Genomic DNA, 23,886 nt, shown 5'->3' on the forward strand with positions numbered 1-23,886 from the left:
ACATCATGGCAGCGACGATCAACACCTACCTCAGTTTCAAGGACACCGCGGCGCAGGCGATGGAGTTCTACCGGTCCGTGTTCGGCGGGGAGCTGCAGAGCACCACCTTCGGGGAGTTCCAGATGAGCGAGGACCCGGCCGAGCAGGACAAGATCATGCACTCGATGCTGACCACCCCCTCGGGCCAGGTGATCATGGCGGCCGACACACCCAACAGCATGGAGTTCACGCCCCCGGCCGGCCACTCGATCTCGATCAGCGGTGACGACGAGGCCGAGCTCCGCGGCTACTGGGACGCCCTCGCCGGCAGCGGCAGCGCGGTCCTCCCCCTGTCGGAGTCGCCCTGGGGCGACAGCTTCGGCATGTGCGTCGACCGCTTCGGCATCAGCTGGATGGTCAACATCGCGGGGACCGCGGCCAGGGCGCAGGCGGCCGGGGACGGTGCGTCCAGCATCGCCTGAGACGGCCGCCCGGGTCCACCGGGCCGCCCGGGCGGTCCGCCCGGGTCAGCTCCGTGTGCCGGCGTCGAGTTCCAGCGTCGGCTCGTCGGGCGTGGAGAGGGTGAGCACGGCCTCCTCGATGCGCTCGTGGTCCTCGATGTCGCGCTCGACGGCACGGAGGGCCACGGCGACGTCGTGCTCCAGGCGGTCGCCCACCAGGTCCACCGCGGCCACGAGGTACAGCCGCTCCGGCCCCACGTACTCCAGGTGCAGGTAGGTCACGCGGTCGATGCTCGCGTGCGCGCCCAGCCGTCCGGCGACCGATGCGAGCAGCGCCGGTGACACCGCCTGGCCCACGAGGAAGCGCCGGTTGCGGTCGATCAGGATCACCGCGATCACCCCGAGGAGCACGCCGACCAGGATGGACCCGATGGCGTCCGCTGCGGACGAGCCCGTGAGCTGGTGCAGCAGGATGCCGAGGAAGGCGATGACCAGGCCGAGGAGTGCGGCCGCGTCCTCCGCGAAGACCGCGCGGAGGGTGGGGTTCGAGGTCGTCGACACGCTCTGCAGCGTGCTGGTGCCCCGCTCCTGCCCGGCCTTCCGCGCCTGCCGGAAGGCCTGCGTGAACGAGATGCCCTCGAGGACGAAGGCGATGGCGAGGACGGCGTAGGCGATCCCGTAGTCGCCGGCCGGTTCGGGCTCGAGCAGTTGCTGGATGCCGTGCGTGATGGAGACGACAGCACCGGCGGTGAACAGCCCGAAGGCCGCGAACATCGACCAGACGTACGCCTCGCGCCCGTACCCCATGGGGTGCGACCGGTCGCGGCGGCGCCGTGACTTGCGTTCGGCGACGAGCAGGAAGATCTGGTTGCCGGTGTCGGCCCACGAGTGGGCGGCCTCGGCCGTCATGGAGGCGGAGCCGGTGATCATCGCGGCGACCGTCTTCGCGCCCGCGACGAGGAGATTCGCGATGAACGCGATGATGACGGTCACGGGTTTCTCGCCGCCCGATGACTCCTGCTGCTCCTTCCCGGGGCGGGTCCCGTCCGCTGCCTGCGTTGCCGTGTTCTTCATTGCCGTCCTTCCGGAAGGGCGGGTGACGGGAGGGTGCGCCGTCGGGCACTCTCCCGTCGCCCTCGTACTACTTGGACGCTTCCTTGTTCACATCGGTCGGCGAATCGAACTCCCGGTCGGGGAGGTTCTCCAGCGTCTCGAGGACCGCGCCGTCCGCGCCCTTGTCCTTCGCGTGCCGGACGAGGTCCTCCTTGGAGGCCGGGTAGTCCATGCCGCCCAGCGCCTTCTGGATGTCGATCGGACTCGGATCTGCCATCTGGTGCTCCTTCATGTCGGTTCGTTCTCCTGTGGTGCTCCCGCGGCGGGAGCACCGTCACTGGCCCAGGATCACCCGGGCAGCGTCTATCTCCCGGTCCGGCACCGTGGTGGGCGCCTCGAGGTGCACGGCCCCGGACGGGAGGATGCCCGCCCCGCCGTACCGCTCCATGACGCGCCACTGGGCGGCGACGTCCTCGCCGGCGTGCCCGGGCGGGGAGCCTCTCCCAGAAGTCGAAGCCTCCGCACTCCACGAGGGCCTTCCGGTCGAACAGGACGCAGCCGCCCACCCAGGCGACGCGGTACAGCCTCCAGTCGCCGGGTGGGATGGCGAGGTCCGCGGCGGCGTGGGCCAGGTTCGCGGCGTTGTGCAGCGGCCAGCGCGCGAAGCCCTCGGTGTCCGGGCGGATCCGCTCCGGCAGCACCTCGTTCCCGGGCCACAGCGCGAGCCCGGTGCGTTCGTGGGGCCGGCGGTCGCCGAGATAGGACAGCCCCTGGACCGCGGACCCGACGAATCCGCAGCCGGCCGTCCGCAGCGCCCGGACCATGCGGTCCAGCGTGCCGGGCTCGAGCCAGACGTCGTTGTCGAGGAAGAGGACGAAGGGCGCACGCGCCAGTCCCAGGAGGTAGTGCCGGTGCTCGGCCAGTCCCCTGCGGGGCAGGTGCCGTTCGAGCCGGACCGACCGCCCCTGGGCCTCGAGGACCCGCACCATCGCCCGGACCGCGGGCTGGATCCAGGACGCGGCCTCGCCGTCCGTCTGGTCGCTCACGATCACGCGGAAGGGCACGCCCTCCTGCGCGGCGAGGCCCGCGAGTGTCACGGCGAGTTCCGCCGGGCGCCCGAAGGAGGGGATCAGGACGTCGACGGCGGGCTCGTCCGCCGGCGCGTCCGATGCCCACTCGCCCGACCAGCGCGGCGTCACGGCGCGTCGTCCCTCAGTGGTGCGGACCGGATCCTGCGGACGACGGCCGCCGTGGAGCGTTCCGGGACGTAGTCGAGGATGCTGACGCGTCCGCCGCAGGCCTCGACGGCCGGCGCCTCCTCGAGCATCTGCGCGGTGTAGTCGCCGCCCTTGGCGTACACGTCGGGCCGGAGCAGTTCGATCAGCGGCACGAGGGTGTCCGTGGTGAAGACGGTGACGTAGTCGACACAGCTCAGGGACGCGATGATGCCCGCGCGGTCCGCGATGGGGTTGATGGGCCGGTCGGGGCCCTTGAGCCTGCGCACCCCGTCGTCGTCGTTCAGCGCGACGACGAGGACGTCGCCGAGCTGCTTGGCCTGGTTGAGGGAGCGGGTGTGCCCCCGGTGCAGGACGTCGAAGCACCCGTTCGTCAGGACGATGCGCTTGCCGGCCGCGCGGTCCTCCGCCACCCTCCGCAGGAGCTCCTCGATGGTCAGAGCGGTGTCCGCGACCTGCTGCAGGTGGCCGGTGAGGTCAGCCGTCGTGCACACGGAGGTGCCCGGGCGGTGGACGACGACGTCGGCGGCGGCCTGCGCCAGATCCAGGCTCGTGGTGAGTGGCAGGCCCGCGGCCCGCGCGGCGGTGAGGCTCGCGACGAAGGTGTCCCCCGCACCGGAGGCCTGCTTCTCGGTGGCGGGCCGGGCCCAGGTGCGGTGCTCCTCGCCGTCCTGCCCGAGCAGCACCGTGCCGTCCCGGTCCAGGGTGACCACGACGGCGGCGGCGTTCGTCGATGCGAGGAGATCGGCCCTCCGCGCCGGTGACGGTCGCGGCCCGGTCCGAGCGCGGGTCGAGGCGCACGGCGAGGACCTGCGCGGCCTCCTGCGCATTGGGCGTGACGATGTCCGGGCCGAGCGCTGCCCAGGCGGCGGTGTCGTGGGCGTCGACGACGACGAGGGTGCCCGGATCGATGCTCGAGGCATGCCCGAGCGCCGCGCGGACCTCCTCGCCGAGCGCGCCCGAGCCGTAGTCGCAGACGACGACGGCGTCGGCGCCCGCGACGGCGGCGGGGATCGTGGCGGCGAGGTCGGTGAGCGCCGACGACGGCAGGTCGCCGTGCGTGTCGTCGAGGCGGAGCATGACCTGGTCACCGCCGAGGATGCGGTACTTCGTGGTGGTGCCCACCCGGGGGTCCTGCAGGAGATGGGTGGTGTCGACGCCGGCGTCCTCGAGGATGCCGCGCAGGCGCTGCCCGGCGTCGTCGGTGCCGATCAGGCCGCACATGCGCACGTCGGCGCCGAGGGCGGCGAGGTTCATCGCCGTGTTCGCCGCCCCGCCGGCGGCGTAGTCGCGCCGCGTGATGTCCACGACCGGCGCCGGCGCCTCCCGGCAGAAGCGCTCGATGGTGCCGCTCCACCAGCCGTCCAGCATGGCGTCGCCGATCACGGTGATGCTCGGCGCGCGGTCGGCGATGGCCGCGGGGACCCAGGCGGCGAGGCCCCGGACCTCGGAGAGGTCCTCCCCGGCGTCCTGTGCCGCGGGTGCGATGCCCCCGGGCAGGTTCTGCAGCGCGTCGTCCATCAGGCGCCCTCCTGCGGAGGCGCGCTGATGTGCACGACCTTCACGAGGGCGAACTCGTCGAGCAGTTCGGGCCCGTAGCCGAACCCAGCCCCGCTGATGCCGCGGGGCTGGGCCGATCCGCCGGGCGCACCGCCGAAGACGGCGTTGACCTTGACCGTGCCGACCGCGAGCCCGGCGATGGCCTGCTGCGCGTGGGCGATGCCGCCCGTCAGCACGGACGCCGCGAGCCCGTACGGACCGGCCGCGGCGAGGCGCAGGGCGTCGTCGAAGCTGTCCACGACGGTCACCGGCGCCACCGGGCCGAAGGTCTCCTCGGTCATGACCGTCATGGCATCGGTGCAGTCCGCGAGCACCGTGGCCGGGTAGTGGGCGCCCGGGCCGCCCGGCACCTGCCCGCCCTCGAGGCACCGCGCGCCGAGGCTGATCGCCTCCGTCACCTGCGCGTCCACGATGTCCCGCATGCGCCGGTCGACGAGCGGCGCGAAGTCACCGCCCGTGTTGCGGCTGTGGGCCTCGGCCGCGAGGGCGGCCAGGAAGGGTTCGGCGATGGCGCGGTGCACGTAGATGCGCTCCACGGACGTGCAGATCTGCCCGCTGTTGGCGAAGGCGCCGAGGGCCGCCTGGCCCGCGGCCCACACGGGGTCGACGTCGGCGTCGACGATCAGGGGATCGTTGCCGCCGTTCTCCCGGATGACGTGCGCGCCGGTGAGGGACGCCGCCCGGGCGATCCGCGCCCCGGTGGCACTCGAGCCGACGTGGGCGAAGACGTCCACCCCCGTCTCCATCGTGATCATCTGCCCCACTCCGGCGCCGCCGGTCAGGGTGGTGAGGACGCCGTCGGGGAAGGCCGGCTGCAGCAGGCGCCCGAGCAGTTCGCCCACGTGGGGGCACCGCTCGCTCGGCTTGTGGATGACGGTGTTGCCCGTCACCAGGGCGGCACCGATGAGCCCGGCGGCCACGGCCACGGGGTCGTTCCACGGCGTCAGGAGCGCGGCGACCCCGCGCGGCTCGGCGACCGTGTAGTCGGTGGCGGTCACCGCTCCGCGCAGGCTGAGCCCGCGGTGCACGGGGCCGAGTTCCGCGTACTGCTCGAGCGTGGCGATCCCGGCCTCGACGCCGCCGAGTGCGTCCCCGAGGGGCTTGCCGGTCTCGCGCGTGTTCAGTTCCGCCAGCTCACGGGCACCCTCCCGCAGTGCCGCGGCGGCCCGCCGCAGGGCGGCACCCCGGTCGGCCGGGCTGGTGGCGGCCCATTCGGGCTGCACGGTCCGCGCCAGGCCGACGGCGAGCGCCACCTGGTCCCGGTTGGCGGACGGCAGCGTCCCCACCTCGCTCCCGTCGCGGGGATCGAGGATGGTGAGGGACTCGTCGTCCTGCACATCAAGCAGGGTGTGTGCCTGGGAGTTGATGGACATTGCGCTCCTCGATGTCGTGTACCGCCGCGGCGTGGTCCCGCGGCACGGCTAGTGGTCCCGTACCCGCCTCCCGTGCTTTCACACAGGGCGCCCGCCGATTTCTACGCCACACCCGCGCGGTCATCAGCACGCTTAGCATATGGTGGCACGGGAAGGGGCAGCGGGTCTCCTGCTCCCGGCGAAGGCATTGACAGCATGGCGCAGGCCTGCCGCTGGGGGCACCGGGGGCCTGCTGCTCGAGGCACCGCGATCAGCGACAGGAACGGGGAGAACGTGACACAGCAGGCGGACACGACAGCGGATTTCGGCGGTCGCCAGGACGAGGCGAGGTCGGTGGGGCCGGTGCTCGCGCCGTTCGAGGACGTCCGACGGATCGCCGTCCTGCGCGGTGGCGGCCTCGGCGACCTCATGTTCGCGCTGCCCGCCATCGCCGCTCTCGAGGACCGCTATCCCGGGGCGGAGATCACCCTCCTCGGGATGCCCGGGCACGCCGCGCTGCTCGAGGGCAGGCCCGGCCCGGTGTCCGCGGTGCTGGAGCTGCCCGTCTCCCCCGGCGTCCGACCCGGCGAGGAGGATCCGGAGGCGGTGGAGCGGTTCTTCGCCGCCGTGCGCGGGTCCTTCGACCTCGCCGTGCAGCTGCATGGGGGCGGACGCAACTCCAACCCGTTCCTGCTGCGGCTGGAGGCCCGCCACACCATCGGCACGCGCACGCCCGACGCCGTGGGACTGGAACGGACCATCCCGTACGTCTACTACCAGCACGAGGTGTTCCGCGCCCTCGAGGTGGTGGGGCTGGCCGGGGCGGTGCCGCGGGACCTCGAGCCGGCGGGTCGAGGTGCTGCCCGCGGAGGCGGAGCGTGCCGCGCAGCTGACCGGCCCGGGACCCGTGATCGCACTGCACCCCGGCGCCACCGACCCGCGCCGGCGATGGCCGTCGTCGTCGTTCGCGGAGATCGCGGTGCGCGCCGCGGCGGACGGCTGCGAGGTGGTGGTGGTCGGCGACGCCTCCGACGCACCGACGGCCGAGGAGATCGTCCGCCTGGCACGCGCGAAACACCCGTCGGCGGACGTGCGGTCGCTCGCGGGCCGGCTGACCCTCGGCGAACTGACGGGCGTGCTGGCGCGCAGCGCGGTGATGGTGGGCAACGACAGCGGCCCGCGCCATCTGGCGCAGGCCGTCGGCACGCCGACCGTCGGTGTCTACTGGATCGGCAACGTCATCAACGCCGGGGCGATGGGACGCAGCCTCCACCGCGTGCACTTCTCCTGGGTGGCGCACTGCCCGGTGTGCGGCGTGGACGTCACCCAGGTCGGGTGGACGGCCCAACGCTGCGAGCACGACGACTCGTTCGTTGCGACCGTCCAGCCCGACGCCGTCTACGCGGACGTGGCGGAACTCAGGGCCACGAGCCTTCTTCTGCGTGGGCGATGACCATCTCGCGGATCTCGCAGCTCTTGGGCTGCGACAGCGCGAAGAGGATCGCCTCGGCCACGCGCTCGGGGTCGTTGAGGCGTGAATCGTCCTGCGGCTTGTACTGCTCGTCGCGGTCGTCGAAGAACCGGGTCTTCATGCCGCCGGGGATGATCGTGGTGACGCCGATCTGCCCGGCGGTCTCCGCGGCGAGGGCCTGTGAGAAGCCCATCACCCCGAACTTGGAGGCGCAGTAGGCCGTCGCGTCGCCCACGGCCTTGATGCCCAGCGTGGAGGCGATGGTGACCACGCGGCCGTGCGTCTGCTTCAGGTAGGGCAGGGCGGCGCGGGCGGTGGACGCGGTGCCCATCAGGTTGACGCCGATCACCTTCTCCCACTGGTCCGCGGGCACCGTGTCGAGCGCCCCGCACCGGTCGATGCCGGCTGCCGTGACGACGGCGTCGAGGCCGTCCATCGTCTCGGCCGCCTCCCGCACCGCCGCCTCCACGGCCTCGCGGTCCGCGACGTCGACCTCGAAGGCCTTGACGCCGGTCACGCGGCTGATGTCGCGGTCGAGCACCACGGGGGTACCCCCTGCGGCGAGCACGCCCTGCACGATGGCCGCGCCGAGGCCGGAGCCTCCACCGGTCACCAGGACGCGTCCCGGGTTGAAGCCGTTGCCTGCCGGTGTCGCTGCCGTGCCTGCTGTCGTGTTCTCGGTCATGCTGTTCCTTTCGTTGCGTTGCTCCCGGCCTGCTGGATCGGACCGGGTGCGGTTCTGCAGCGCGTCAGCCGACTCGGGCGAGCGCGGCTGCAAGTCTGGTGGTGGAGCGGGCCGGGATGTAGGGGACGGTGACCGTCCTGCCGCCCCAGCTGCTCACGAGCGCCGCCTCGGGCAGGTCCTCGGCCGCGTAGTCGCCGCCCTTGACCCAGATGTCCGGCTGGAGGCGGGAGATGGCGTTCTCCGGCGTGGACTCCCCGAAGACGAGCACGGCGTCCACGCACTCCAGGGCGGAGAGCAGTTCGGCGCGGTCCTCCTGCTTGATGATGGGACGGCTCTCGCCCTTCAGCCCTCGCACGGACTCGTCCGAGTTGAGGAGGACGATCAGGCAGTCGCCGAGCTGCCGTGCCGCCGCGAGGGTGCGGGCATGGCCCGCGTGGAGGAGGTCGAAGCACCCGCCGGTCGCCACGACGGTGCCGCCCGCCTCCCGCGTGCGGCGCGCGACGTCGAGGGCATCGAGGCCGTCGACGGGCAGCTGCCGCGGCGTGTCCTGCCGGCGGCCCATGGCGCCCACTCCCCCGGAGCCGAGGAAGCGCGCGGCGGCCTCCGTGGCCCGCTGGGCCGCGGTGTCGATCGGCTCCCCCGAGGCGAGGCCGACGGCGAGCGCTGAGGCGAACCGGTCGCCCGCCCCGCAGGGGTCCGCGGCGGTGACGCGGGGTGCGGGGACCACCTGCGGCAGGAGGCCCGGCGCGGCGACGAGGGCCCCGTGTTCGCCCATCGTGACGAGCACCGCGCGGCTGCGCCAGGTGGCCAGGAGGACGTCCGCGGCAGCCGCGGCGGCGCGCGTGCCGGAGCCCTGGACGTCGGCGAAGCGGAGCGCCTCCCCGAGGTTGGGGGTCACGGCGGCGACGCCGGGGACAGGCTGCGCCCCGGAGGGGTGTGGGTCCCACACCACCGGGGTCGACGCGGCGAGGGCTTCGAGGCGGGCGCGCAGCGCGGGATCGGCCAGCAGCCCCCGCCCGTAGTCCGCCGCGATGACCGCGTCGGCCCCGTCGAGCGCCGCCAGCATGGCGTCGGTGCATCCGGGGACGGGCGGTGTGGCGCATCCCTCGTCGAAGCGCACCACGGGCTGCCCGGACGCCCGGACCCGGGTCTTGACGGGTGTCGGGGCGCCGGAGGGGCCGGCGACGACGGCGATGCCCTCGAGCTCGGCACGGAGCAGCCCTGCGGCGTCGTCCTCCCCGAGGACCGTCACGAGGACGGCCTCGTGGCCGTCGGCCTCCAGCATGCGGGCCACGAGTCCTGCACCGCCGGCACGGCGCCGGACGGCGTCGACGTCGACGACGGGCACGGGCGCGTCGGGCGACAGGCGCCCGGCATCACCCGAGAGGTCCGTGTCGAGCAGGACGTCACCGACCACAACGATCCTCATCGCTGCTCCTCCTGGCGGCGGCGGTGCACCTCGGCGTCGAAGGCCCGGCAGATCGCGTGGAGGGCGATCAGGTGGCCCTCCTGCGCATTGGCGGACTTCGCCTCGATCGCCACGAAGTCGTCGACGCGCTCGGTCAGCGGATTGGGTCCCGCCGCGGTGAGGGCCCACGTGGTCACGCCGGCCGCCCGGGCCGCGTCCACGGCGTGCAGCAGGTTGGGGCTCCTGCCGCTCGTGCTCAGGAGCAGCAGGATGTCTCCCGGGCGCCCGTGCGCGGTCACCTGGCGGGCGAACATGCGGTCGAACCCGTAGTCGTTGGAGATCGCCGTGACGGCCGAGCTCTCGGCATGGAGGGAGATCGCCGAGAACGGCTCGCGTTCGCCGTCGAACCGGCCCACGAGTTCGGCGGTGAGGTGCTGCGCCTCCGCGGCGGAGCCGCCGTTGCCGGCGGCGAGCAGGCGCTGGCCGGCCATCAGCCGCTCGGCCATCTCCACCCCCCAGCCGGCGAGGGTGCCGACGTTCTGCAGCAGCGACTCGATGGCCGGGCCCACGGAGCGCAGGTGGTCCGTCACGATCCGGCGGGAGTCCTCCCCGGGAGGGGCCGTGCTGCCCGGCGCGCCGGGGGTGTGCGGGCGTGGACCACGGACGGGTGCCGCGGTATCGACAGGACCGGTGGTCCTGTCCTCGGATACGTCGGTGATGTGAGTGGTCACAGTGCCCTGCCTCCCGTGCTCTCGAGTCGACGCGCGGCGCTCCGCCGCGCTGTGGCCGGCTGTGCGGGCGCTGCCGCATTCAGGGCCGTCTGGTACGCCTTCTCCGTGTCGGCCGCGATCCGGCTCCACGAGTAGCGGGCCTTCACACGGCGGTAGCCGTTGCCGCCGAGCTCGCCGGCCCAGTCGGGATCCGACACCACCTCGGCGATGGCCGCCGCGATGGCCGCGGGGTCCTGCGGCGGGACGTGGAGGCCGGTCTTGCCGTGCACCACGGTGTCGACGAGTCCCCCGACGGCGGCGGCGATCACGGGGACGCCGCACGCCATCGCCTCGAGCGGCACGATGCCGAACGGTTCGTACCAGGGCGCGCAGACCACGGCGTCGGCGCTCCTGAGGACCGCCGGCATCTCCGCGCGGGAGACCTGGCCCCGCAGGACCACGCGGTCGCCGACACCGAGTTCGGCGGCCAGGGCGGTGAGCCGCTGCGCCTCGGGATCCTCCTCGAGGCTGGCCGAGTTGCCGGCGCCGCCCACGATGACGAGTTCGACGTCGTCGCGTCCCGTGGTGGCGAGCTCCGCCAGGGCCCGGATGACGAGATCCATGCCCTTGCGTGGCACGAGCCGCCCCACGCTGACGATGCGGTGGGCGCGGCCGCGCGCCTCGACGGGTCCCTGCGGGCTGAACAGCTCGAGGTCGACGCCGCAGGGGGCGATGGACACGTGGCTGCCCGGCACGCCCATGGCCTTGAGCTCGAACACCTCGTCGGAGCAGGTGGCGACGATGCGGTCGGCGCTGCGGCCCACCATCGCCTCGAGCATGAGCCGCTCGGACGGGCTGGTGTCCTCCGAGCCCTGGTGGCGGCGCTTGACCGTCCCGAGCGCGTGGAAGGTCTGGACGACCTGCACGGGGCGGCCGGCGCTGCGCGACTGGCGGGCGGCGTCGAGTGCTGCGATGCCGGACATCCAGAAGTGCCCGTGGACGATGTCCGGTGCCTGCTCGCCCCAGTCCTCGACGATGCCCTCGGCGAGCTCGCTCATGTAGGGCAGCAGCATGTCCTTCGGGACGCTGCGGACCGGGCCCGCCGTGACGTGCACGACCTCCAGCCGGGGGTGCGTCCGCACCCGGTCGGGCAGTGCGGCGTCGTCGCGGCGGGTGTACACCGTGACGTCGTGTCCGCGGCGGGCGAGCGCGAGAGACAGTTCCGCCACGTGGACGTTCTGTCCGCCGGCATCGACGCCCCCCAGTGCCGCGAGCGGGCTGGCGTGCTCGGAGACCATCGATATCCTCACTGCGCTTTCCTTTCTGTCGAGGCCAGGACCCGGTGCCGCAGCGGCGCCCGCTCCAGGACGTCGTCCCAGTCGGCGAGGAACCGGGCGAGCCCGTACCGTGCCAGTGCCGCTTCCCGTGCCACCAGCCCCCGGGCCCGGGCTTCGTCCGGGTCCTCGAGGAGGCGGGACGCCATCCGGACGAGGTCGTCGATGCTCGTCGAGATCGCGCCGGCCTCGGGCGGGACGGCCCGGGCGGCCTCCGTCGTCGCGAGCGCCAGCACGGGGGAGCCCCACGTGCATGGCCTCGAGGAGCGAGAGCCCGAGGGACGTCCACCGCAGGGGATGCACGTAGGCCCGGGAACGCCCGAGCCGGGCGTGCAGCCGCGCCGTGGGGAGGTCGCCGCCGATCCGCAGCTCCCCGGGACCGAGGTCCAGGGCGTCGGCGAGCCGGTCGGTGCCCATGCCGAAGACCTCCAGCGGGGCGACGCCGGCGAACCGCGGCAGCAGGTCCGTCCCCGTGATCCTCCCGCGTCGGACGGGTTCGTTGATGACGGCGGCGAGCTGCTCGAGCTCCCCCGTGTAGAGGTAGCCCGGATCGACGATGCCGTGCTCGATCACCGTGGTCCTGGCGACGCCGTTGTCCCAGAAGAGCTCGTTGAAGTGGGTCACGTGCACCACCGGGATGTCCGTCTGCTCCGCGAGCGGGTGCACCGTGCCGACGATGTCGCGGCGCGGCGTGTTGTGCTCGAGGAAGACGGCCGGCAGGTCGCGTCCGGGGGTGCGGCCGAGGAGGCGCTCGCACTCGGCGATCTCCTCGACGCGCTGCAGGACGACGGCGTCGATGCCGGCGTCGGCGAGGTCGGAGGGCGCCACCTCGATGACGGAGGCGGGCCAGTCGCGGCCCGCCCGGCCGAGTCCCCAAGCGCCGCCGTCGGGCGTGGTGGGCAGCACGTAGGTGTGATCACCTCGCACGAAGGCGTCGGTCCACCCTCCGTGCACATGCCATAACAGGATCCTCATCGGTTTCCCCTCGTTGTTCTGCGGCCGTCGGTGCGGCCGATGCTGCGGCGTGAGCCGAGTGACGATACTCCGGAGCTGAGGCGGAGGACGGCGTCGACGACGTCCTCCGGGGAGACGGTGGACAGGCACGGGTGACCCTGCACGGGGCAGATCCGGGCCCTGCTGAGCGCGCAGGCGGCGTTCTGGTCGCCGAGCAGCTCGACGGGGACGCGATACGGTGCCCAGCGGATCGCCGGCACCACGGGCGAGAACAGGCAGACCACGGGCGTGCCCACGGCGGCCGCGAGATGTGCCGGGCCGGTGTTGCCCGTGATCACCACCGAGGCGCCCGCGAGGACGGAGCCCAGGGCGGCGAGGTCGGTGCGCCCGCCGAGGTCCAGCGCCTCCGGTCCGGCGACGGTGGAGGTCAGGTCGGTCTCGCCCGGCCCGCCCGTGACCACCACGCGGAAGCCGGCCGCGGTGAGGAGCTCGACGGCGGCCGCGTGGTGGAGCGGCGGCCAGGCCCGTGCCGGCACGGACGCGCCGGGGTGGACGACGACGTAGGGGCCCTTGCCCACCAGGTCCGAGGCGTCGGTGAGTCCCGTGACCTGGAGGCGGCCGTCGTCGCCGGGCGGCAGGGCGTAGCCCGCGGCCTCCGCGATGCCGAGCGCGCGTTCCGCCTCGGGCTGGTCCTCGGGGAAGTCCTCGCCGGGCTTGAGCCGGACGTCGAGGAGGGATCCCGCGTAGTCCACGGAGGCGCCCGCGATCCGGCGGATGCCGGCGAGCCGGAGGAGCAGGGCCAGCGGCAGGGGTGACTGGTGGAACGAGGTCAGCAGGACCGCCTCGTCGACGCCGAGGCCCGCGACGGCGTCGTGCAGCTCGCGGACGAGCTCCGGTGTGGGCTCGGGGGCGGGGTCCACGATCCAGGGCGCGGACCACGTGACGACGTCGACGACCCCCGGGAGGAGGCGGGCCGCGGCCGCACCCTGCGGGCCGCACAGCATGACGACGTCGTTCGGCGAATCGCCGTGGTCGCCGGCCGCGACGGCGCGGACGGCCGGACCCGCGAGCAGGACGTCTCCGGCGCTGTCGAGGCGGGCGACGAGGACACGCCGCCTCACGGGGTGCCCGCCCAGAGGGACTCGACGGCCTCGGCGAGGTCCCGGGCGACGGCCGGGGCATCCCGGATCTCCTCGTCCAGGGTGATGTCGGTCGGCACCAGCACGCCGCGGGCCCCGGCGGCCGCGGCGGCGCCCATGTCCGCTCCGATGTCCCCGATCACGGCGACCTCCGCCGGGTCGAGGCCGAGCCGCTCGCTGGCGGAGAGGACCATCCCGGGGCCGGGCTTGCGGCACCGGCAGCCGTCGTCCGCGCCGTGGGGGCAGACCTCCCACACCGCGAACGGACCGAGCAGGTCCTCGACCCGGGCGTTGACGGCATCGACCTGTTCGCGTGTGACGTAGCCCCGTGCGATGCCCGACTGGTTGGTGACCACGCCCACCGGGATGCCGCGCGAGCGCAGCCCGTCGAGGACCTCGCGGGCGCCCGGCATGGGCCGCACCAGCGAGGGGTCGCCGTTGTACGGGACGTCCACGACGATGGTCCCGTCGCGGTCGAACAGGACCGCCTGGGGGGCTGTCCGCGGGAGTCCGGCCGAAGTATGCATACTGGCTTAGTTCCCGAGAAGAAGCAGTACTAAACACCTGACGCCGAACTTCTTCTCCCGGCGTCGAGCGGCGGCGGCAGCGGGAGGCCGTCCCAACCTCTGGCAGGATGATTCGCATGACTTCCGAGGGCACCACCGCCACGGGCATCCGGCCCGCCTCCGCTCCCGTCCAGATCCCGGCCTCGACGCCCGCCCCGGACGGACGCCCCGAGATCCTGGCCCTGCGCGCGCTGAAGCTCGGGGACCTCCTCGTGGCGGTGCCCGCCCTCAAAGGGCTGCGCCGTGCGTTCCCCGAGCACCGCATCCTCTACGCGGCGCAGGAATGGCTGCGGCCCATCGTCGGCCTCACCGAGGCCATCGACGACCTGCTGCCCACGCACGGACTGGATGATCCCCTGCCCATCGAGCACGGGCGGATCGACCTGGCCGTGAACCTGCACGGCAGCGGGGGCGAGAGCAGGGGCCGCCTCGAGGAGATCGGCGCCAAGCGGCGCATGGGCCACCGCTCCCCCGGCTGGGACGGGCCCGAATGGCGCGACGGCATCCTCGAACGGGAGCGCTGGGCGTCGCTCGTCTCCTGGCACGGCGTCCCGGCGGACCCGCTCGACTGCCGCCTGCGGGTGCCGGACGGCGGGAGCCCGGCACCTGACGCCGTGGTCGTCCATGTGGGGGCGGCGTACGGCAGCCGCCTCTGGCCGGTGGAGCGGTTCGCGACGGTGGCACACACCCTGGCTGCCGCCGGGCACCAGGTGCTGTTCACCGGTAGCGCGAAGGAACGGCCCCGGGCGCTCGCCGTCGCCGACGCCGCCGGCCTGCCGGCGGAGACCGTGGCGGCCGGGCACCTTCCGCTGGACCGGTTCGCCGCCCTGATCGCCGGCGCCTCCCTCGTCATCTCCGCCGACACCGGGGCCGCGCACCTGGCGTCGGCGTACGCCCGGCCGTCCGTGGTGCTGTTCGGACCGGCCCCCGCGTCCGAGTGGGGACCGCCACCCGGGCCGCACACCGTGCTGACCGACGAATCGCTGCGCCTGGGTGAGACGTTCTCACCGACGCCGGATCCCGCGCTGATGGCGGTGACCGTGGAGCAGGTGTTGGCGGCGGCGGCCGACCACGGCATCTCCTAGGGCCGCCCTCGGGTGTGCGCCGCGCAGGGTTTCCGGGCGTCTCAGGCGATGCCGGTGCGCGCGGGACGCTGACCCTGCGCGGCGGGGGCGTCGAGGAGCCGTTTCTGCAGTTTGACCAGGATGCGCGCGAGGGTCCGGGAGACCTGCATCTGCGACATCCCGAGCTCGTCCCCGATCCCCTGCTGGGTCTGCTCCATGAAGTAGCGGCGGTAGAGCAGCTCCTTCTCACCGGCGTCGAGTTCGTTGACGGCGCCGCGGAGCGAGATCATGTCATCGCTGCGCTCCATCCCGTTGGAATCGCTCGCCAGCGTGTCGGCCCAGGTGCGTCCCTCGGTCGGTGCGTCGAGGGAGTCGGGACGCAGGCTCGAGTGGGAGGCCTGTGCTTCGAGGATCTTGTTCTCCGGCCAGCCGAGCTCCAGCCCCAGCTCCCGTGCCGTGGCCTCGCGCCCGAGCCGCTGAGCCATCGCGGGAGCGGTGCGGGCGATCTCCGTGCGCAGATCCTGCACGGCGCGTGGCGGTCGGACCACCCAGCACGAGTCCCGCAGATAGCGCTTGATCTCCCCGGTGATGGTGGGTACCGCGAACGAGGCGAACGGGATGCCCCGGCCCGGGTTGAAGCGCTGCACCGCCTTGATGAGTCCGAGATAGGCGACCTGCCGGATGTCCGAGGCCTCGGGCCCCGAGAACGCGAACGAGCGGGCCACCGATTCGGCGATGTCCATGTGCCGCAGGGCGATGTCATCCTGCAGGGCCGCCTTGAGGGGACGCTCGGGGTACGCGCCGTCCGTTTCCGGGGCGTCGGCCTCCGTGTCCTCGCCGGGAGCCTGCGTGCCCTCGCCGGGACAGGCGGGGGTGACCGCGCGGACGGCAGGGGGCTCCGCGGCGGAATCGGGGTCGGCGGTACCGGGCATGCTGTTCTCCGTCAGGCGTTGGACACTCACGCTTCCCAACAAAACATCAGTCTGCTTAGTACGCAAGACCCTTTCCGCGAACAATCCGATTCTGCAGGGGTCTTCCCTTTTCCCGGCGGTGCGGGTAGAAGCGTTCCGCGCGCCGGCCGCGGCGGGAACGGAAAAGCCCCCTACCCGGAGGGCAAGGGGCTCGACGGACCTCTGCGGTCCAGGGAGGTGCTCAGCTCGACAGGGTCGCTGCGGGGCCCGCGGCACCGGGGCCTTCGAGGGCCACCCCGTCCTTCGCGCCGGCGCTGCCCGCCGTCCAGTTCCACCGGGGCGCACCCAGCTCCCGGATGACTCTCTGCAGGTGCCCGCGCAGCTCGTCGGACACGAGCCCCCCACCGGCCACGAGGGTGCGCTCGATGTCCTCCGCGGCGTCGAGGACCCTGCGTCCCGCCGGCGAGATGGACACGGTGTGCGAGCGCCGGTCCAGGTCGTTCCGGACGCGCGTCACATGGCCGCGCGTCTCGAGCCGCGAGAGGGTCTTCCCCATCGTCTGCGCCTGGACCCTGACGATCTGGGCGAGGCTCGCCTGCGTCATGGCACCCTGATCCGCGAGGACGCCGAGGGCGATCACGCCTGCATGCGTCACGCCAATGTCGACGAGCCGCTCGTTCCAGGCATGCTCGACAAGACGCGCCGCCGTCGTCAGCAGTCGTCCGGTGGGCCATTGCTCCAGATCGGGCATAGACCGTGCACTTCCTCTCGATCGCAGATCGGGTCCCGTCTCCGGCACCGGATCTCCCCCTATGATAGCTAGGCCAGCTAGTCAATTTCTCCCGGCCGGGCCCGGAGGCCTTGCCGGGAGACGGCTGCACCCCCGCCCCACCCCAGCCGAACCCCAGGAGTATGCATGACGCAACGACTCGCTACCGGTGATAGTGCCCCCGACTTTACGCTCTTGGATGCCGAAGGCAACAAGGTCTCGCTCTCGTCGCTCAGGGGCGGAAATGTCGTCGTGTACTTCTATCCGGCGGCCGCCACCCCCGGGTGCACCACCGAGGCCTGCGACTTCCGGGACAATCTCGCCTCGCTCGGCGCCGCGGGGTACCGCGTGCTGGGCATCTCGCCCGACCCGGTCCGGAAGCTGGCAGCGTTCTCCGAGCAGGAGTCCCTGACCTTCCCCCTGCTGTCCGACGAGGACCACGCCGTCGCGGAGGCCTACGGAGCCTGGGGTGAGAAGAAGAACTACGGCAAGACGTACGAGGGCCTCATCCGGTCCACGGTCGTCGTCGACGCCGAGGGCAGGGTCGCCCTCGCGCAGTACAACGTCCGCGCGACCGGCCATGTCGCGAAGCTGCGGCGCGACCTCGGCATCGACCGGTAGGCAGCCGCGAGCCACCGCACACCGGGTCGCCCTGGCACGGCGCGGTGGCGATAGAGTGGATCCGACCGGATGCCCTCCCTGCGAGGCATCCGAGCGTGAGTGGCGGAATTGGCAGACGCGCTGGATTTAGGTTCCAGTGTCTTCGGACGTAGGGGTTCAAGTCCCCTCTCGCGCACAGTAGAGCTTCTAGTCAGGGGCGCATCGGCCGGGTCGTTATTGATGAAGTTGGCGGAAGTGTTGATGGGGGCGACGATCTCGAACAGGTCCAACCACTGCTCGAGGTCAGGGTAGGCGTTGTCTAAGCGGCGGTAGACCTGAAGTACGCGGGTTTGTCTTCGGATGCATGGCTCAAGAAGATACGGGTCATGGAACGGCGGTATCCGACCGCCTCCACACATGGATCCGGCTTAGTGCAATCGGTCGAGCCGGTACCTTGCCTGGGCTATGAGGTCTTCCTGGTCTAGGCGCGACAGGGCAGGCCACGGGTCATCGCACACGACGTTGTGCTCCACGAACCGGTGCACTGCTTCTAGTAGCCGTTTCATGCGCTGACGCTAAAGCTCGGGGCCAGCGCCTCAACAGCGTGTGCGGTACTCCACATGTGCTCCTACTACTCGGATCCACCCGAGAGGAGTCCATGAATCCGGCTCAGTGCAGTGACACGCCCCCACCCTCCTCGTGAGGGTGGGGCGCTTTCGTCGTTGGCGATCAGTTACTCCTCATTAGACGAGGGCCTGTGCGATGGCCAGCTGGTTCGGTGAGGGTTCGGCCTAACTCCGGGCACCAGCCTGCAGGTGCCTGATCCTCAGCGATATGCCCGCTGCCGCCAGGACTATGCCTCCGCCAAGGGCGACGATTCCTAGGTTGGTGGGTTGTTCGTCGGTGGTAGGGACTCCGGTGTCAACGCCACCAATGGGCACCTGACTGACCTGTGGAGTAGACGTACCGATGGCAGGGAGCTGCGTGGTCGACGCCGTCACCTCAACGGTCTGGTCAACTTTCAACACCCGTCCGCTTCCGCCGTCGACCCAGTAACCCCTGATCAAATAGGTGCCCGGTACGGGGAAGGTCACGTGTGTGGAGAACACCCCGTTGGCGTCGGAGATGATCGTCTGCTGCGGTGGGAGGTCAGGATTCGTGTACCGCTCCTCGTCAATGAACGCCAACTTCCGAGGCTCATCGAAGTCGATCCACACCTCGGTATTCGGGTACGCGTTGATCCCACCAAACGTGATGGTCGTCCCGGCCTCGAAAACCGTCGCCGAAATCGTCGGTTCCTGGCGTGGCGGGATTTCCAATGCGCCCGCGGCGGGAATGCCCGACAGCAAGATCAGGATTGAAATCCCAAGGGCGGCAGCGCTGGACACCATCAATTTCTTCATACTTCCCCCATTTCACAAGGCACCGCCGGAGGCGGGACGCCTGAGTTTGTCGAGTGTGCCTGTTTGCGACCTCGCTTCTCAATGTAGTTGTTGGGTGGAACCCGTGCCCGCGTTGTGCTCCCGGTTCCATCACGATCTGAAAGCGTGAGCCTCATCCGGGGGCGGCCCCTTCCGTCATTGGTGGGTGCAACCCTGCTCGGGATGAGTGATCGATCCCAGGGCGGGCACGGGTACCACTGGCATGGGTATGCCCCGTCTGCTGACCGGTTCGTCCGCCCGAGTCCATGCCGGGGCCGGCCGAGAGCGTGCACTGGACGACGGAGGAGGCACCGGCTGTGTGGGTAGACCTGACCTACCCCGGCGACGTCGTGCAGACGGTGAAGGGCTTCGCTATGGCGTGGCCGAAGGAGCTCGCGCAGGTCCAGTGGGTGGAGTTTTCGATGGTTCGTGAAGCGTAGGTGCCCCCTGGCGTCGTGCGCCGGCGGCAACTCGAGGAGCGAGGTCCGCATCGGGACGGGTGACGAGGGGACCGTGGTCCCTTCGCCTGGCCTGTTGATGCCATCAACGCCACCCGGATTCCGGACACTCCGGGGACCCTCTCAGTTTCCGCCGTTACCCAGCGCGGTCCTCGGGGTGGGAGCCGAAAAGGGCCAAGAGGAGTTTTCAAGTCCCCTCTCGCGCACACGACACAGCGGCGGCACCGGCCTCCGGGTCGCTCACGAAAGCCCCGCCGGGCACCGATCCGGCGGGGCTTTCCGCTGGCCGCGGCGGCGCCGGGAGGCACAACGCGGCAGGTCGTGCGCGCATCGGGGAGGGCCCGTGCGTGCCCGCCCGACGGCGGCCGGCGGACTCCTTCTCGAAGATCCCACCCATCCACCCCCGCGGGGCATCCGAAGTACCTCCGAGACATCGACACGATGTGTTTCACCGCAAACCACAGCCCACAGGCGCCCTTCCGGGGTGCCATGTACGGAGGACAATCTCATGGAAACCACCAAGCGTAGGAACCTCTCGATCCTCGGGATCGCAGCCATCTCGATGCTGAGCCTGGCGGCCTGTGGCGGAGGCGACGAGGCATCGTCCGAGTCCAGCCCGAGCAGCGCGGCCGGCGAGAGCAGCATGGCCAGCGAGTCCGCGACGCCGGAGGCGGAGATGAGCCCCTCGGCTTCCGCCGACGCCATGATGGACCCCGCGGCCAACCTGGTCGGACCGGGCTGCGCCGGCTACGCCGAGCAGGTCCCCGACGGTGCCGGCTCCGTCGAGGGCATGGCGCTCGATCCCGTCGCCACCGCCGCGTCCAACAACCCCATCCTGACCCAGCTGACCGCTGCGGTCTCCGGCGGGATCAACCCGGACGTCGACCTCGTCGACACCCTCAACGGCGGCGAGTTCACGGTCTTCGCACCCGTCGACGACGCCTTCAAGGCCCTGGATCCCGCGACGCTCGAGACCCTGAAGACGGACTCGGCCATGCTCTCCAGCATCCTCACCTACCACGTCGTCCCGGGCAAGATCCAGCCCGCCGAGCTCGAGGGCACCACCCAGACCACGGTCCAGGGCGCGACGCTCGAGGTCACCGGCTCCGGTGACGCCCTGAAGGTCAACGACGCCAACATCGTCTGCGGCGGCGTCCAGACCGCCAACGCCGTCGTGTACCTGGTGGACGGCGTCCTCACGCCTCCCGCCGGCTGAGCATCGGAAGCGTCCCTGGCGCACACCTCTGACATGCTCCAGGGCAACGGACGGACCCCCTCACCGCGGTGAGGGGGTCCGTTCGCTCGTCCGGCCGCGGTCCGGGCAGCGCGGACAGGACCATCACCTAGACTTGAGGATCAGAAACCCGGACCGCGTCGGACCGGGAACCACTGCCCTTCGGAGATCCTGCTGTGAAGACCCCTGCCGCGCGCCGCATCGGCCCTGGACGCGCCCGTCGCGGCGTTCTCCCGCTCACGGCGGTCCTCACGGCGGCCTCGCTGGTCTCCTGCACGGCGGGTGAGGTGTCCCCTCCCCAGCCGTCCGCGGCCGCGACCACCCCGGCCGCGGAGGCGTCGACGTTCACGTTCGGCACCGCGGCCGACCCCCGTACGCTCGACCCGGCACTCGCCAACGACACCGAGTCCTACCGGGTGTCGCAGCAGATCATGGAGGGACTGGTCGGCGTCGATCCGCTCACCTCCGAACCGACGCCGCTCCTGGCCGAGGCGTGGGAGGAACAGGACGACGGACGGACCTACGAGTTCACACTCAGGGACGACGTCGTCTTCCACGACGGCCTGCCGTTCGACGCGCAGGCGGTGTGCGCCAACTTCGACCGCTGGTACCAGCTGCCCGCCGCCGCCCGCGCGGGCGCCTCCCGCCTGCCGTTCGAGAACGTGTTCAAGGCGTTCTCCGACCGGCCCGAGGCGACCCTCTACGAGGGGTGCACCGCGACGGCCGAGCACACCGTGGACCTGCACCTGCGCAAGCGGATCACCGGGCTCATCCCGGCGCTCGCCGCTCCGGCCTTCGCCATCTCCTCCCCGGCGGCACTCCGGTCCGGGGCCGCCGACGAGCTCAGCGAGACCCGTGACGGCATGGCCATCTCCCGGTACGGCCTCGCTCCGGTGGGTACCGGGCCCTTCAGCCTCGTCTCCTGGACGCCGGGCGCCGTCGACCTCGCCGCCTTCCCCCGGTACTGGGGGGAGCGCGGCGAGATCCAGAAGGTCGCCTTCACCACCATCCCGAACCCGGACTCCCGCGCGCGGGCCCTCACCTCGGGTCGGATCGACGGTTACGACTTCGTCAGCGTGGACAGCGCCGTCGACCTCGCCCGGAACGGCCTCCAGTTCCTGCAGCGCGACCCGTACTCCGTGCTGTACCTCGGGATGAACCAGGCCTTCCCGGGAGTCGACGACCCCCTCTTCCGCCAGGCCGTCGCCCACGCCATCGACAAGGACGCCCTGATCGACGGCCGCTTCCTCAACGGCACCAAGCCGGCGCGCCAGTTCGTCCCGGAGAAGCTCGGTGTGAGCAACGACACCGTGGCGGACTACGGGTACGACCTCGACCTCGCCAAGGAACTGCTGGAGGAATCCGGGTACGACGGGCGCGAACTGCCCTTCTACTACCCGCGCAACGTCTCCCGCGCCTACCTGCCCTCGCCGGAGAAGGCCTATGCGGAGCTCAGCCGCCAGCTCACCGAGGCCGGCTTCAACATCAAGCCCGTCCCCGTCGAGTGGAGCGACGGCTATGTGGCGGCGGTGCAGAAGCCGGGCGACCGGGCCTTCCACCTCCTCGGCTGGAGCGGGAGCTACGAGGACCCCGACAACTTCGTCGGCGCGCTCTTCGGCAGCCGCAACGACGAGTTCGGCTATGACGACCCGCAGCTGTTCAGCAAGATCAACCGCGCCCGCGGACTGCCGAACGGCGAGGACCGGACGACGGCGTACGCGAGCATCAGCTCGCAGATCGCAGGACGGATCCCCGCCGTGCCCCTGGCCTTCCCCATCTCGGCGCTGGCCATGAGCGCCCGCGTGACGTCCTATCCGGTCAGCCCAGTGATGCGCGAGGTCTTCAACCGGATCGACCTCGCCGACGCCGAACCCCTGCCCGACCCCTCGGACTGAGCCGCCACGGACCCCGCACCCCGTGCTGCCCGGGCGCCCCGCGGATTTAGGGAGTGTCACTGCCAGAGGCTAGGCTTTCCTTGCTACGACCTTGCGACTGGAGACAACGTTGACCACTAATACTCTGGGCTCCCCTGCCAAGACCACCGACGTTGTGCTGATCGGCGGTGGGATCATGAGCGCCACGCTCGGCGCGTTCCTCCGTCAGCTCCAGCCCGAGTGGGACATCTCGCTCTTCGAGAGGCTCGACGTCGCCGGCCTCGAGAGCTCCGACCCCTGGAACAACGCCGGCACGGGCCACTCCGCCCTGTGCGAGCTGAACTACTCCCCCGCCGGCAAGGACGGCTCCGTGGACCCGGCCAAGGCCGTCGCCATCAACGAGCAGTTCCAGGTGTCGCGTCAGTTCTGGTCGCACATGGTGTCCGAGGGCCATGTCGGCGATCCCCGGACCTTCATCAACCCCGTGCCCCACATGAGCTTCGTCTGGGGTCAGGCGAACGCGCAGTACCTCCGCCGGCGCTACGAGGCGCTCAGCGCCCAGCCGCTCTTCAGCACCATGGAGCACAGCGAGGACCACGACACCATCGCGGGATGGACGCCGCTCGTCATGCAGGGCCGCAACCCCTCGCAGCCCGTCGCCGCGTCACGCGTCGAGGGCGGCACCGACGTCGACTTCGGTGCCCTGACCCGCCAGCTGACCGGCTACCTGGAGGGGACCGGCGTCGACCTGCACTACGGCTTCGACGTGCTCGACGTCGCCCGCGCCACCGACGGACGCTGGGACGTCAAGGTCAGGAACAGGACCACCGGCGAGACCAGCACGGTCACCACGAAGTTCGTCTTCATCGGTGCCGGCGGCGGCGCCCTGCACCTGCTGCAGCGCAGCGGCATCCCCGAGGGCAAGGGCTTCGCAGGGTTCCCCGTGTCCGGCCAGTTCCTCCGCTGCACCGATCCCGAGCTCGTGGGCCGGCACAACGCCAAGGTCTACGGCCAGGCGTCGGTCGGAGCTCCGCCCATGTCCGTGCCGCACCTGGACACGCGCTTCGTCAAGGGCGAGCGCTCCCTCCTGTTCGGACCGTACGCCGGCTTCTCCACGAAGTTCCTGAAGCGCGGTTCCTACCTGGACCTGCCCACTTCCATCCGCACCTCGAACCTGGTGCCCATGCTGGCCGTCGCCAAGGACAACATGTCCCTGACCAAGTACCTCATCACCGAGGTGCTGAAGAACCGGGACGCGAAGAACGAGGCGCTCACCGACTTCCTCCCGACGGCCGACGGCGGCAGCTGGGAACTGATCTCGGCGGGCCAGCGGGTGCAGGTCATCAAGAAGGCCCCCAAGAAGGGTGGCGTGCTGCAGTTCGGCACCGAGGTCATCACGTCCGCGGACGGCTCCGTCGGCGCCCTGCTCGGCGCCTCCCCCGGCGCCTCCACCGCCGCGCCCATCATGGTGGAGCTGCTGAAGCGCTGCTTCCCCGCCAAGATGACCGACTGGGAGCCCAAGCTCAAGGAGATGCTGCCCGGGTACGGAGTCAGGCTCAACGAGAACCCGTCCCTGGCCACCGAGGTCCAGACGCTCACCGACCGGGTCCTCAAGCTCAAATAACGACGGCGGTGCCGGGCAGCCGGA

At 71.5% G+C, this 23,886-nt stretch carries 20 protein-coding genes, 1 tRNA gene and 4 pseudogenes; 8 read left to right on the forward strand and 17 right to left on the reverse strand.

The genetic code is table 11. The annotated features are described in order from the left end of the window. The first annotated feature begins 5 nt into the window (after positions 1 to 5). Positions 6 to 461: a VOC family protein gene (locus QFZ50_RS09110; RefSeq protein ID WP_307086728.1), complete on the forward strand. Its 456-nt coding sequence runs from the start codon at positions 6 to 8 to the stop codon at positions 459 to 461. A gap of 45 nt (positions 462 to 506) precedes the next feature. Here QFZ50_RS09110 and QFZ50_RS09115 read toward each other — a convergent pair whose 3' ends face one another. From QFZ50_RS09115 to QFZ50_RS09145, 7 genes and pseudogenes are all read right to left on the reverse strand, one after another. After that, positions 507 to 1,514 (reverse strand): cation diffusion facilitator family transporter, encoded by a 1,008-nt coding sequence (locus tag QFZ50_RS09115; RefSeq protein WP_307083542.1) that lies wholly within the window; start codon positions 1,512 to 1,514, stop codon positions 507 to 509. Between the two features lie 67 nt (positions 1,515 to 1,581). Continuing rightward, positions 1,582 to 1,770: a DUF2795 domain-containing protein gene (locus tag QFZ50_RS09120; protein ID WP_307083544.1), complete on the reverse strand. Its 189-nt coding sequence runs from the start codon at positions 1,768 to 1,770 to the stop codon at positions 1,582 to 1,584. Between the two features lie 286 nt (positions 1,771 to 2,056). Then, positions 2,057 to 2,692: pseudogene (locus tag QFZ50_RS09125) on the reverse strand (glycosyltransferase family 2 protein); the annotation flags it as partial. Continuing rightward, entirely contained in the window at positions 2,689 to 3,222 is a 534-nt protein-coding gene (locus QFZ50_RS09130) for an adenylyltransferase/cytidyltransferase family protein (protein WP_307086729.1), read from the reverse strand. The gene QFZ50_RS09130 and the pseudogene QFZ50_RS09125, both read right to left, overlap by 4 nt. A 51-nt stretch (positions 3,223 to 3,273) precedes the next feature. Continuing rightward, positions 3,274 to 3,651: pseudogene (locus QFZ50_RS09135) on the reverse strand (PfkB family carbohydrate kinase); the annotation flags it as partial. Beyond that, positions 3,581 to 4,249: pseudogene (locus QFZ50_RS09140) on the reverse strand (bifunctional heptose 7-phosphate kinase/heptose 1-phosphate adenyltransferase); the annotation flags it as partial. The pseudogenes QFZ50_RS09140 and QFZ50_RS09135, both read right to left, overlap by 71 nt. After that, positions 4,249 to 5,661: an aldehyde dehydrogenase family protein gene (locus QFZ50_RS09145; protein ID WP_307083546.1), complete on the reverse strand. Its 1,413-nt coding sequence runs from the start codon at positions 5,659 to 5,661 to the stop codon at positions 4,249 to 4,251. The pseudogene QFZ50_RS09140 and the gene QFZ50_RS09145, both read right to left, overlap by 1 nt. Positions 5,662 to 6,547: 886 nt before the next feature. Here QFZ50_RS09145 and QFZ50_RS09150 point away from each other — a divergent pair. Next, positions 6,548 to 7,093, forward strand: coding sequence for a glycosyltransferase family 9 protein (locus tag QFZ50_RS09150; RefSeq protein WP_307083548.1), 546 nt, complete (start codon positions 6,548 to 6,550; stop codon positions 7,091 to 7,093). Here QFZ50_RS09150 and QFZ50_RS09155 read toward each other — a convergent pair. The 7 genes and pseudogenes from QFZ50_RS09155 to QFZ50_RS09185 form a co-directional block, all read right to left on the reverse strand. Beyond that, on the reverse strand, positions 7,059 to 7,796 hold the full coding sequence (locus tag QFZ50_RS09155) for an SDR family oxidoreductase (RefSeq protein WP_307083549.1): 738 nt from the start codon (positions 7,794 to 7,796) through the stop codon (positions 7,059 to 7,061). The two genes, QFZ50_RS09150 and QFZ50_RS09155, sit on opposite strands and share 35 nt — an antisense overlap. A gap of 64 nt (positions 7,797 to 7,860) precedes the next feature. Further along, positions 7,861 to 9,225: a PfkB family carbohydrate kinase gene (locus QFZ50_RS09160; RefSeq protein ID WP_307083550.1), complete on the reverse strand. Its 1,365-nt coding sequence runs from the start codon at positions 9,223 to 9,225 to the stop codon at positions 7,861 to 7,863. After that, positions 9,222 to 9,797, reverse strand: a complete 576-nt coding sequence (locus QFZ50_RS09165; protein ID WP_307086731.1) for a D-sedoheptulose-7-phosphate isomerase — start codon at positions 9,795 to 9,797, stop codon at positions 9,222 to 9,224. Before QFZ50_RS09165 ends, QFZ50_RS09160 begins: the two co-directional genes overlap by 4 nt. A 134-nt stretch (positions 9,798 to 9,931) precedes the next feature. Further along, positions 9,932 to 11,224: a glycosyltransferase gene (locus QFZ50_RS09170; protein WP_307083551.1), complete on the reverse strand. Its 1,293-nt coding sequence runs from the start codon at positions 11,222 to 11,224 to the stop codon at positions 9,932 to 9,934. Beyond that, positions 11,221 to 12,223 (reverse strand): annotated as a pseudogene (locus QFZ50_RS09175) (glycosyltransferase). Before QFZ50_RS09175 ends, QFZ50_RS09170 begins: the two are co-directional and overlap by 4 nt. Beyond that, complete coding sequence (locus tag QFZ50_RS09180) at positions 12,220 to 13,323, reverse strand: glycosyltransferase family 9 protein (RefSeq protein WP_307083552.1); 1,104 nt, start codon at positions 13,321 to 13,323, stop codon at positions 12,220 to 12,222. Before QFZ50_RS09180 ends, QFZ50_RS09175 begins: the two are co-directional and overlap by 4 nt. Continuing rightward, positions 13,320 to 13,868, reverse strand: coding sequence for a D-glycero-alpha-D-manno-heptose-1,7-bisphosphate 7-phosphatase (locus tag QFZ50_RS09185; protein ID WP_307083553.1), 549 nt, complete (start codon positions 13,866 to 13,868; stop codon positions 13,320 to 13,322). The genes QFZ50_RS09180 and QFZ50_RS09185 overlap by 4 nt, the downstream gene beginning before the upstream one ends. 116 nt (positions 13,869 to 13,984) lie before the next feature. Between QFZ50_RS09185 and QFZ50_RS09190 the strand changes: the two genes are divergently transcribed. After that, positions 13,985 to 14,992, forward strand: coding sequence for a glycosyltransferase family 9 protein (locus tag QFZ50_RS09190; protein ID WP_307083554.1), 1,008 nt, complete (start codon positions 13,985 to 13,987; stop codon positions 14,990 to 14,992). A 41-nt stretch (positions 14,993 to 15,033) separates the two neighbouring features. Here QFZ50_RS09190 and QFZ50_RS09195 read toward each other — a convergent pair whose 3' ends face one another. After that, positions 15,034 to 15,933, reverse strand: a complete 900-nt coding sequence (locus QFZ50_RS09195) for a sigma-70 family RNA polymerase sigma factor (RefSeq protein ID WP_307083556.1) — start codon at positions 15,931 to 15,933, stop codon at positions 15,034 to 15,036. Positions 15,934 to 16,123: 190 nt separating this feature from the next. Continuing rightward, entirely contained in the window at positions 16,124 to 16,633 is a 510-nt protein-coding gene (locus QFZ50_RS09200) for a MarR family winged helix-turn-helix transcriptional regulator (protein ID WP_307083558.1), read from the reverse strand. A gap of 165 nt (positions 16,634 to 16,798) precedes the next feature. Between QFZ50_RS09200 and bcp the strand changes: the two genes are divergently transcribed. Further along, positions 16,799 to 17,272, forward strand: coding sequence for a thioredoxin-dependent thiol peroxidase (gene bcp, locus QFZ50_RS09205; protein WP_307083560.1), 474 nt, complete (start codon positions 16,799 to 16,801; stop codon positions 17,270 to 17,272). Positions 17,273 to 17,365: 93 nt separating this feature from the next. Further along, positions 17,366 to 17,447 (forward strand) — tRNA-Leu (locus tag QFZ50_RS09210). Between the two features lie 595 nt (positions 17,448 to 18,042). On the opposite strand, the gene QFZ50_RS09215 is transcribed toward QFZ50_RS09210, so the two are convergent. Then, positions 18,043 to 18,654, reverse strand: a complete 612-nt coding sequence (locus QFZ50_RS09215; protein WP_307083561.1) for a hypothetical protein — start codon at positions 18,652 to 18,654, stop codon at positions 18,043 to 18,045. Between the two features lie 984 nt (positions 18,655 to 19,638). On the opposite strand from QFZ50_RS09215, the gene QFZ50_RS09220 reads away from it, so the two are divergent. The 3 genes from QFZ50_RS09220 (at position 19,639) to QFZ50_RS09230 (ending at position 23,862) form a co-directional block, all read left to right on the forward strand. Next, positions 19,639 to 20,346 (forward strand): fasciclin domain-containing protein, encoded by a 708-nt coding sequence (locus QFZ50_RS09220; protein ID WP_307083562.1) that lies wholly within the window; start codon positions 19,639 to 19,641, stop codon positions 20,344 to 20,346. A gap of 194 nt (positions 20,347 to 20,540) precedes the next feature. Next, positions 20,541 to 22,259, forward strand: coding sequence for an ABC transporter substrate-binding protein (locus QFZ50_RS09225; RefSeq protein WP_307083563.1), 1,719 nt, complete (start codon positions 20,541 to 20,543; stop codon positions 22,257 to 22,259). A 109-nt stretch (positions 22,260 to 22,368) separates the two neighbouring features. Beyond that, a complete protein-coding gene (locus tag QFZ50_RS09230) occupies positions 22,369 to 23,862 on the forward strand; it encodes a malate:quinone oxidoreductase (protein ID WP_307083564.1) in 1,494 nt (497 codons plus the stop codon). The last annotated feature ends 24 nt before the right edge of the window (positions 23,863 to 23,886 follow it).

Origin of the sequence: Arthrobacter agilis (genome assembly GCF_030816075.1) — a bacterium.
Taxonomy (GTDB): domain Bacteria; phylum Actinomycetota; class Actinomycetes; order Actinomycetales; family Micrococcaceae; genus Arthrobacter_D; species Arthrobacter_D agilis_E.

What these genes read in the sequence shown, in the direction of transcription:
- QFZ50_RS09110 (WP_307086728.1), top strand. Translation starts at nt 6, where the DNA reads ATGGCAGCGACGATCAACACCTACCTCAGTTTCAAGGACACCGCGGCG.
- QFZ50_RS09115 (WP_307083542.1), bottom strand. Translation starts at nt 1,514, where the DNA reads ATGAAGAACACGGCAACGCAGGCAGCGGACGGGACCCGCCCCGGGAAG.
- QFZ50_RS09120 (WP_307083544.1), bottom strand. Translation starts at nt 1,770, where the DNA reads ATGGCAGATCCGAGTCCGATCGACATCCAGAAGGCGCTGGGCGGCATG.
- QFZ50_RS09145 (WP_307083546.1), bottom strand. Translation starts at nt 5,661, where the DNA reads ATGTCCATCAACTCCCAGGCACACACCCTGCTTGATGTGCAGGACGAC.
- QFZ50_RS09155 (WP_307083549.1), bottom strand. Translation starts at nt 7,796, where the DNA reads ATGACCGAGAACACGACAGCAGGCACGGCAGCGACACCGGCAGGCAAC.
- QFZ50_RS09160 (WP_307083550.1), bottom strand. Translation starts at nt 9,225, where the DNA reads ATGAGGATCGTTGTGGTCGGTGACGTCCTGCTCGACACGGACCTCTCG.
- QFZ50_RS09185 (WP_307083553.1), bottom strand. Translation starts at nt 13,868, where the DNA reads ATGCATACTTCGGCCGGACTCCCGCGGACAGCCCCCCAGGCGGTCCTG.
- QFZ50_RS09190 (WP_307083554.1), top strand. Translation starts at nt 13,985, where the DNA reads ATGACTTCCGAGGGCACCACCGCCACGGGCATCCGGCCCGCCTCCGCT.
- QFZ50_RS09200 (WP_307083558.1), bottom strand. Translation starts at nt 16,633, where the DNA reads ATGCCCGATCTGGAGCAATGGCCCACCGGACGACTGCTGACGACGGCG.
- bcp (WP_307083560.1), top strand. Translation starts at nt 16,799, where the DNA reads ATGACGCAACGACTCGCTACCGGTGATAGTGCCCCCGACTTTACGCTC.
- QFZ50_RS09215 (WP_307083561.1), bottom strand. Translation starts at nt 18,654, where the DNA reads ATGAAGAAATTGATGGTGTCCAGCGCTGCCGCCCTTGGGATTTCAATC.
- QFZ50_RS09220 (WP_307083562.1), top strand. Translation starts at nt 19,639, where the DNA reads ATGGAAACCACCAAGCGTAGGAACCTCTCGATCCTCGGGATCGCAGCC.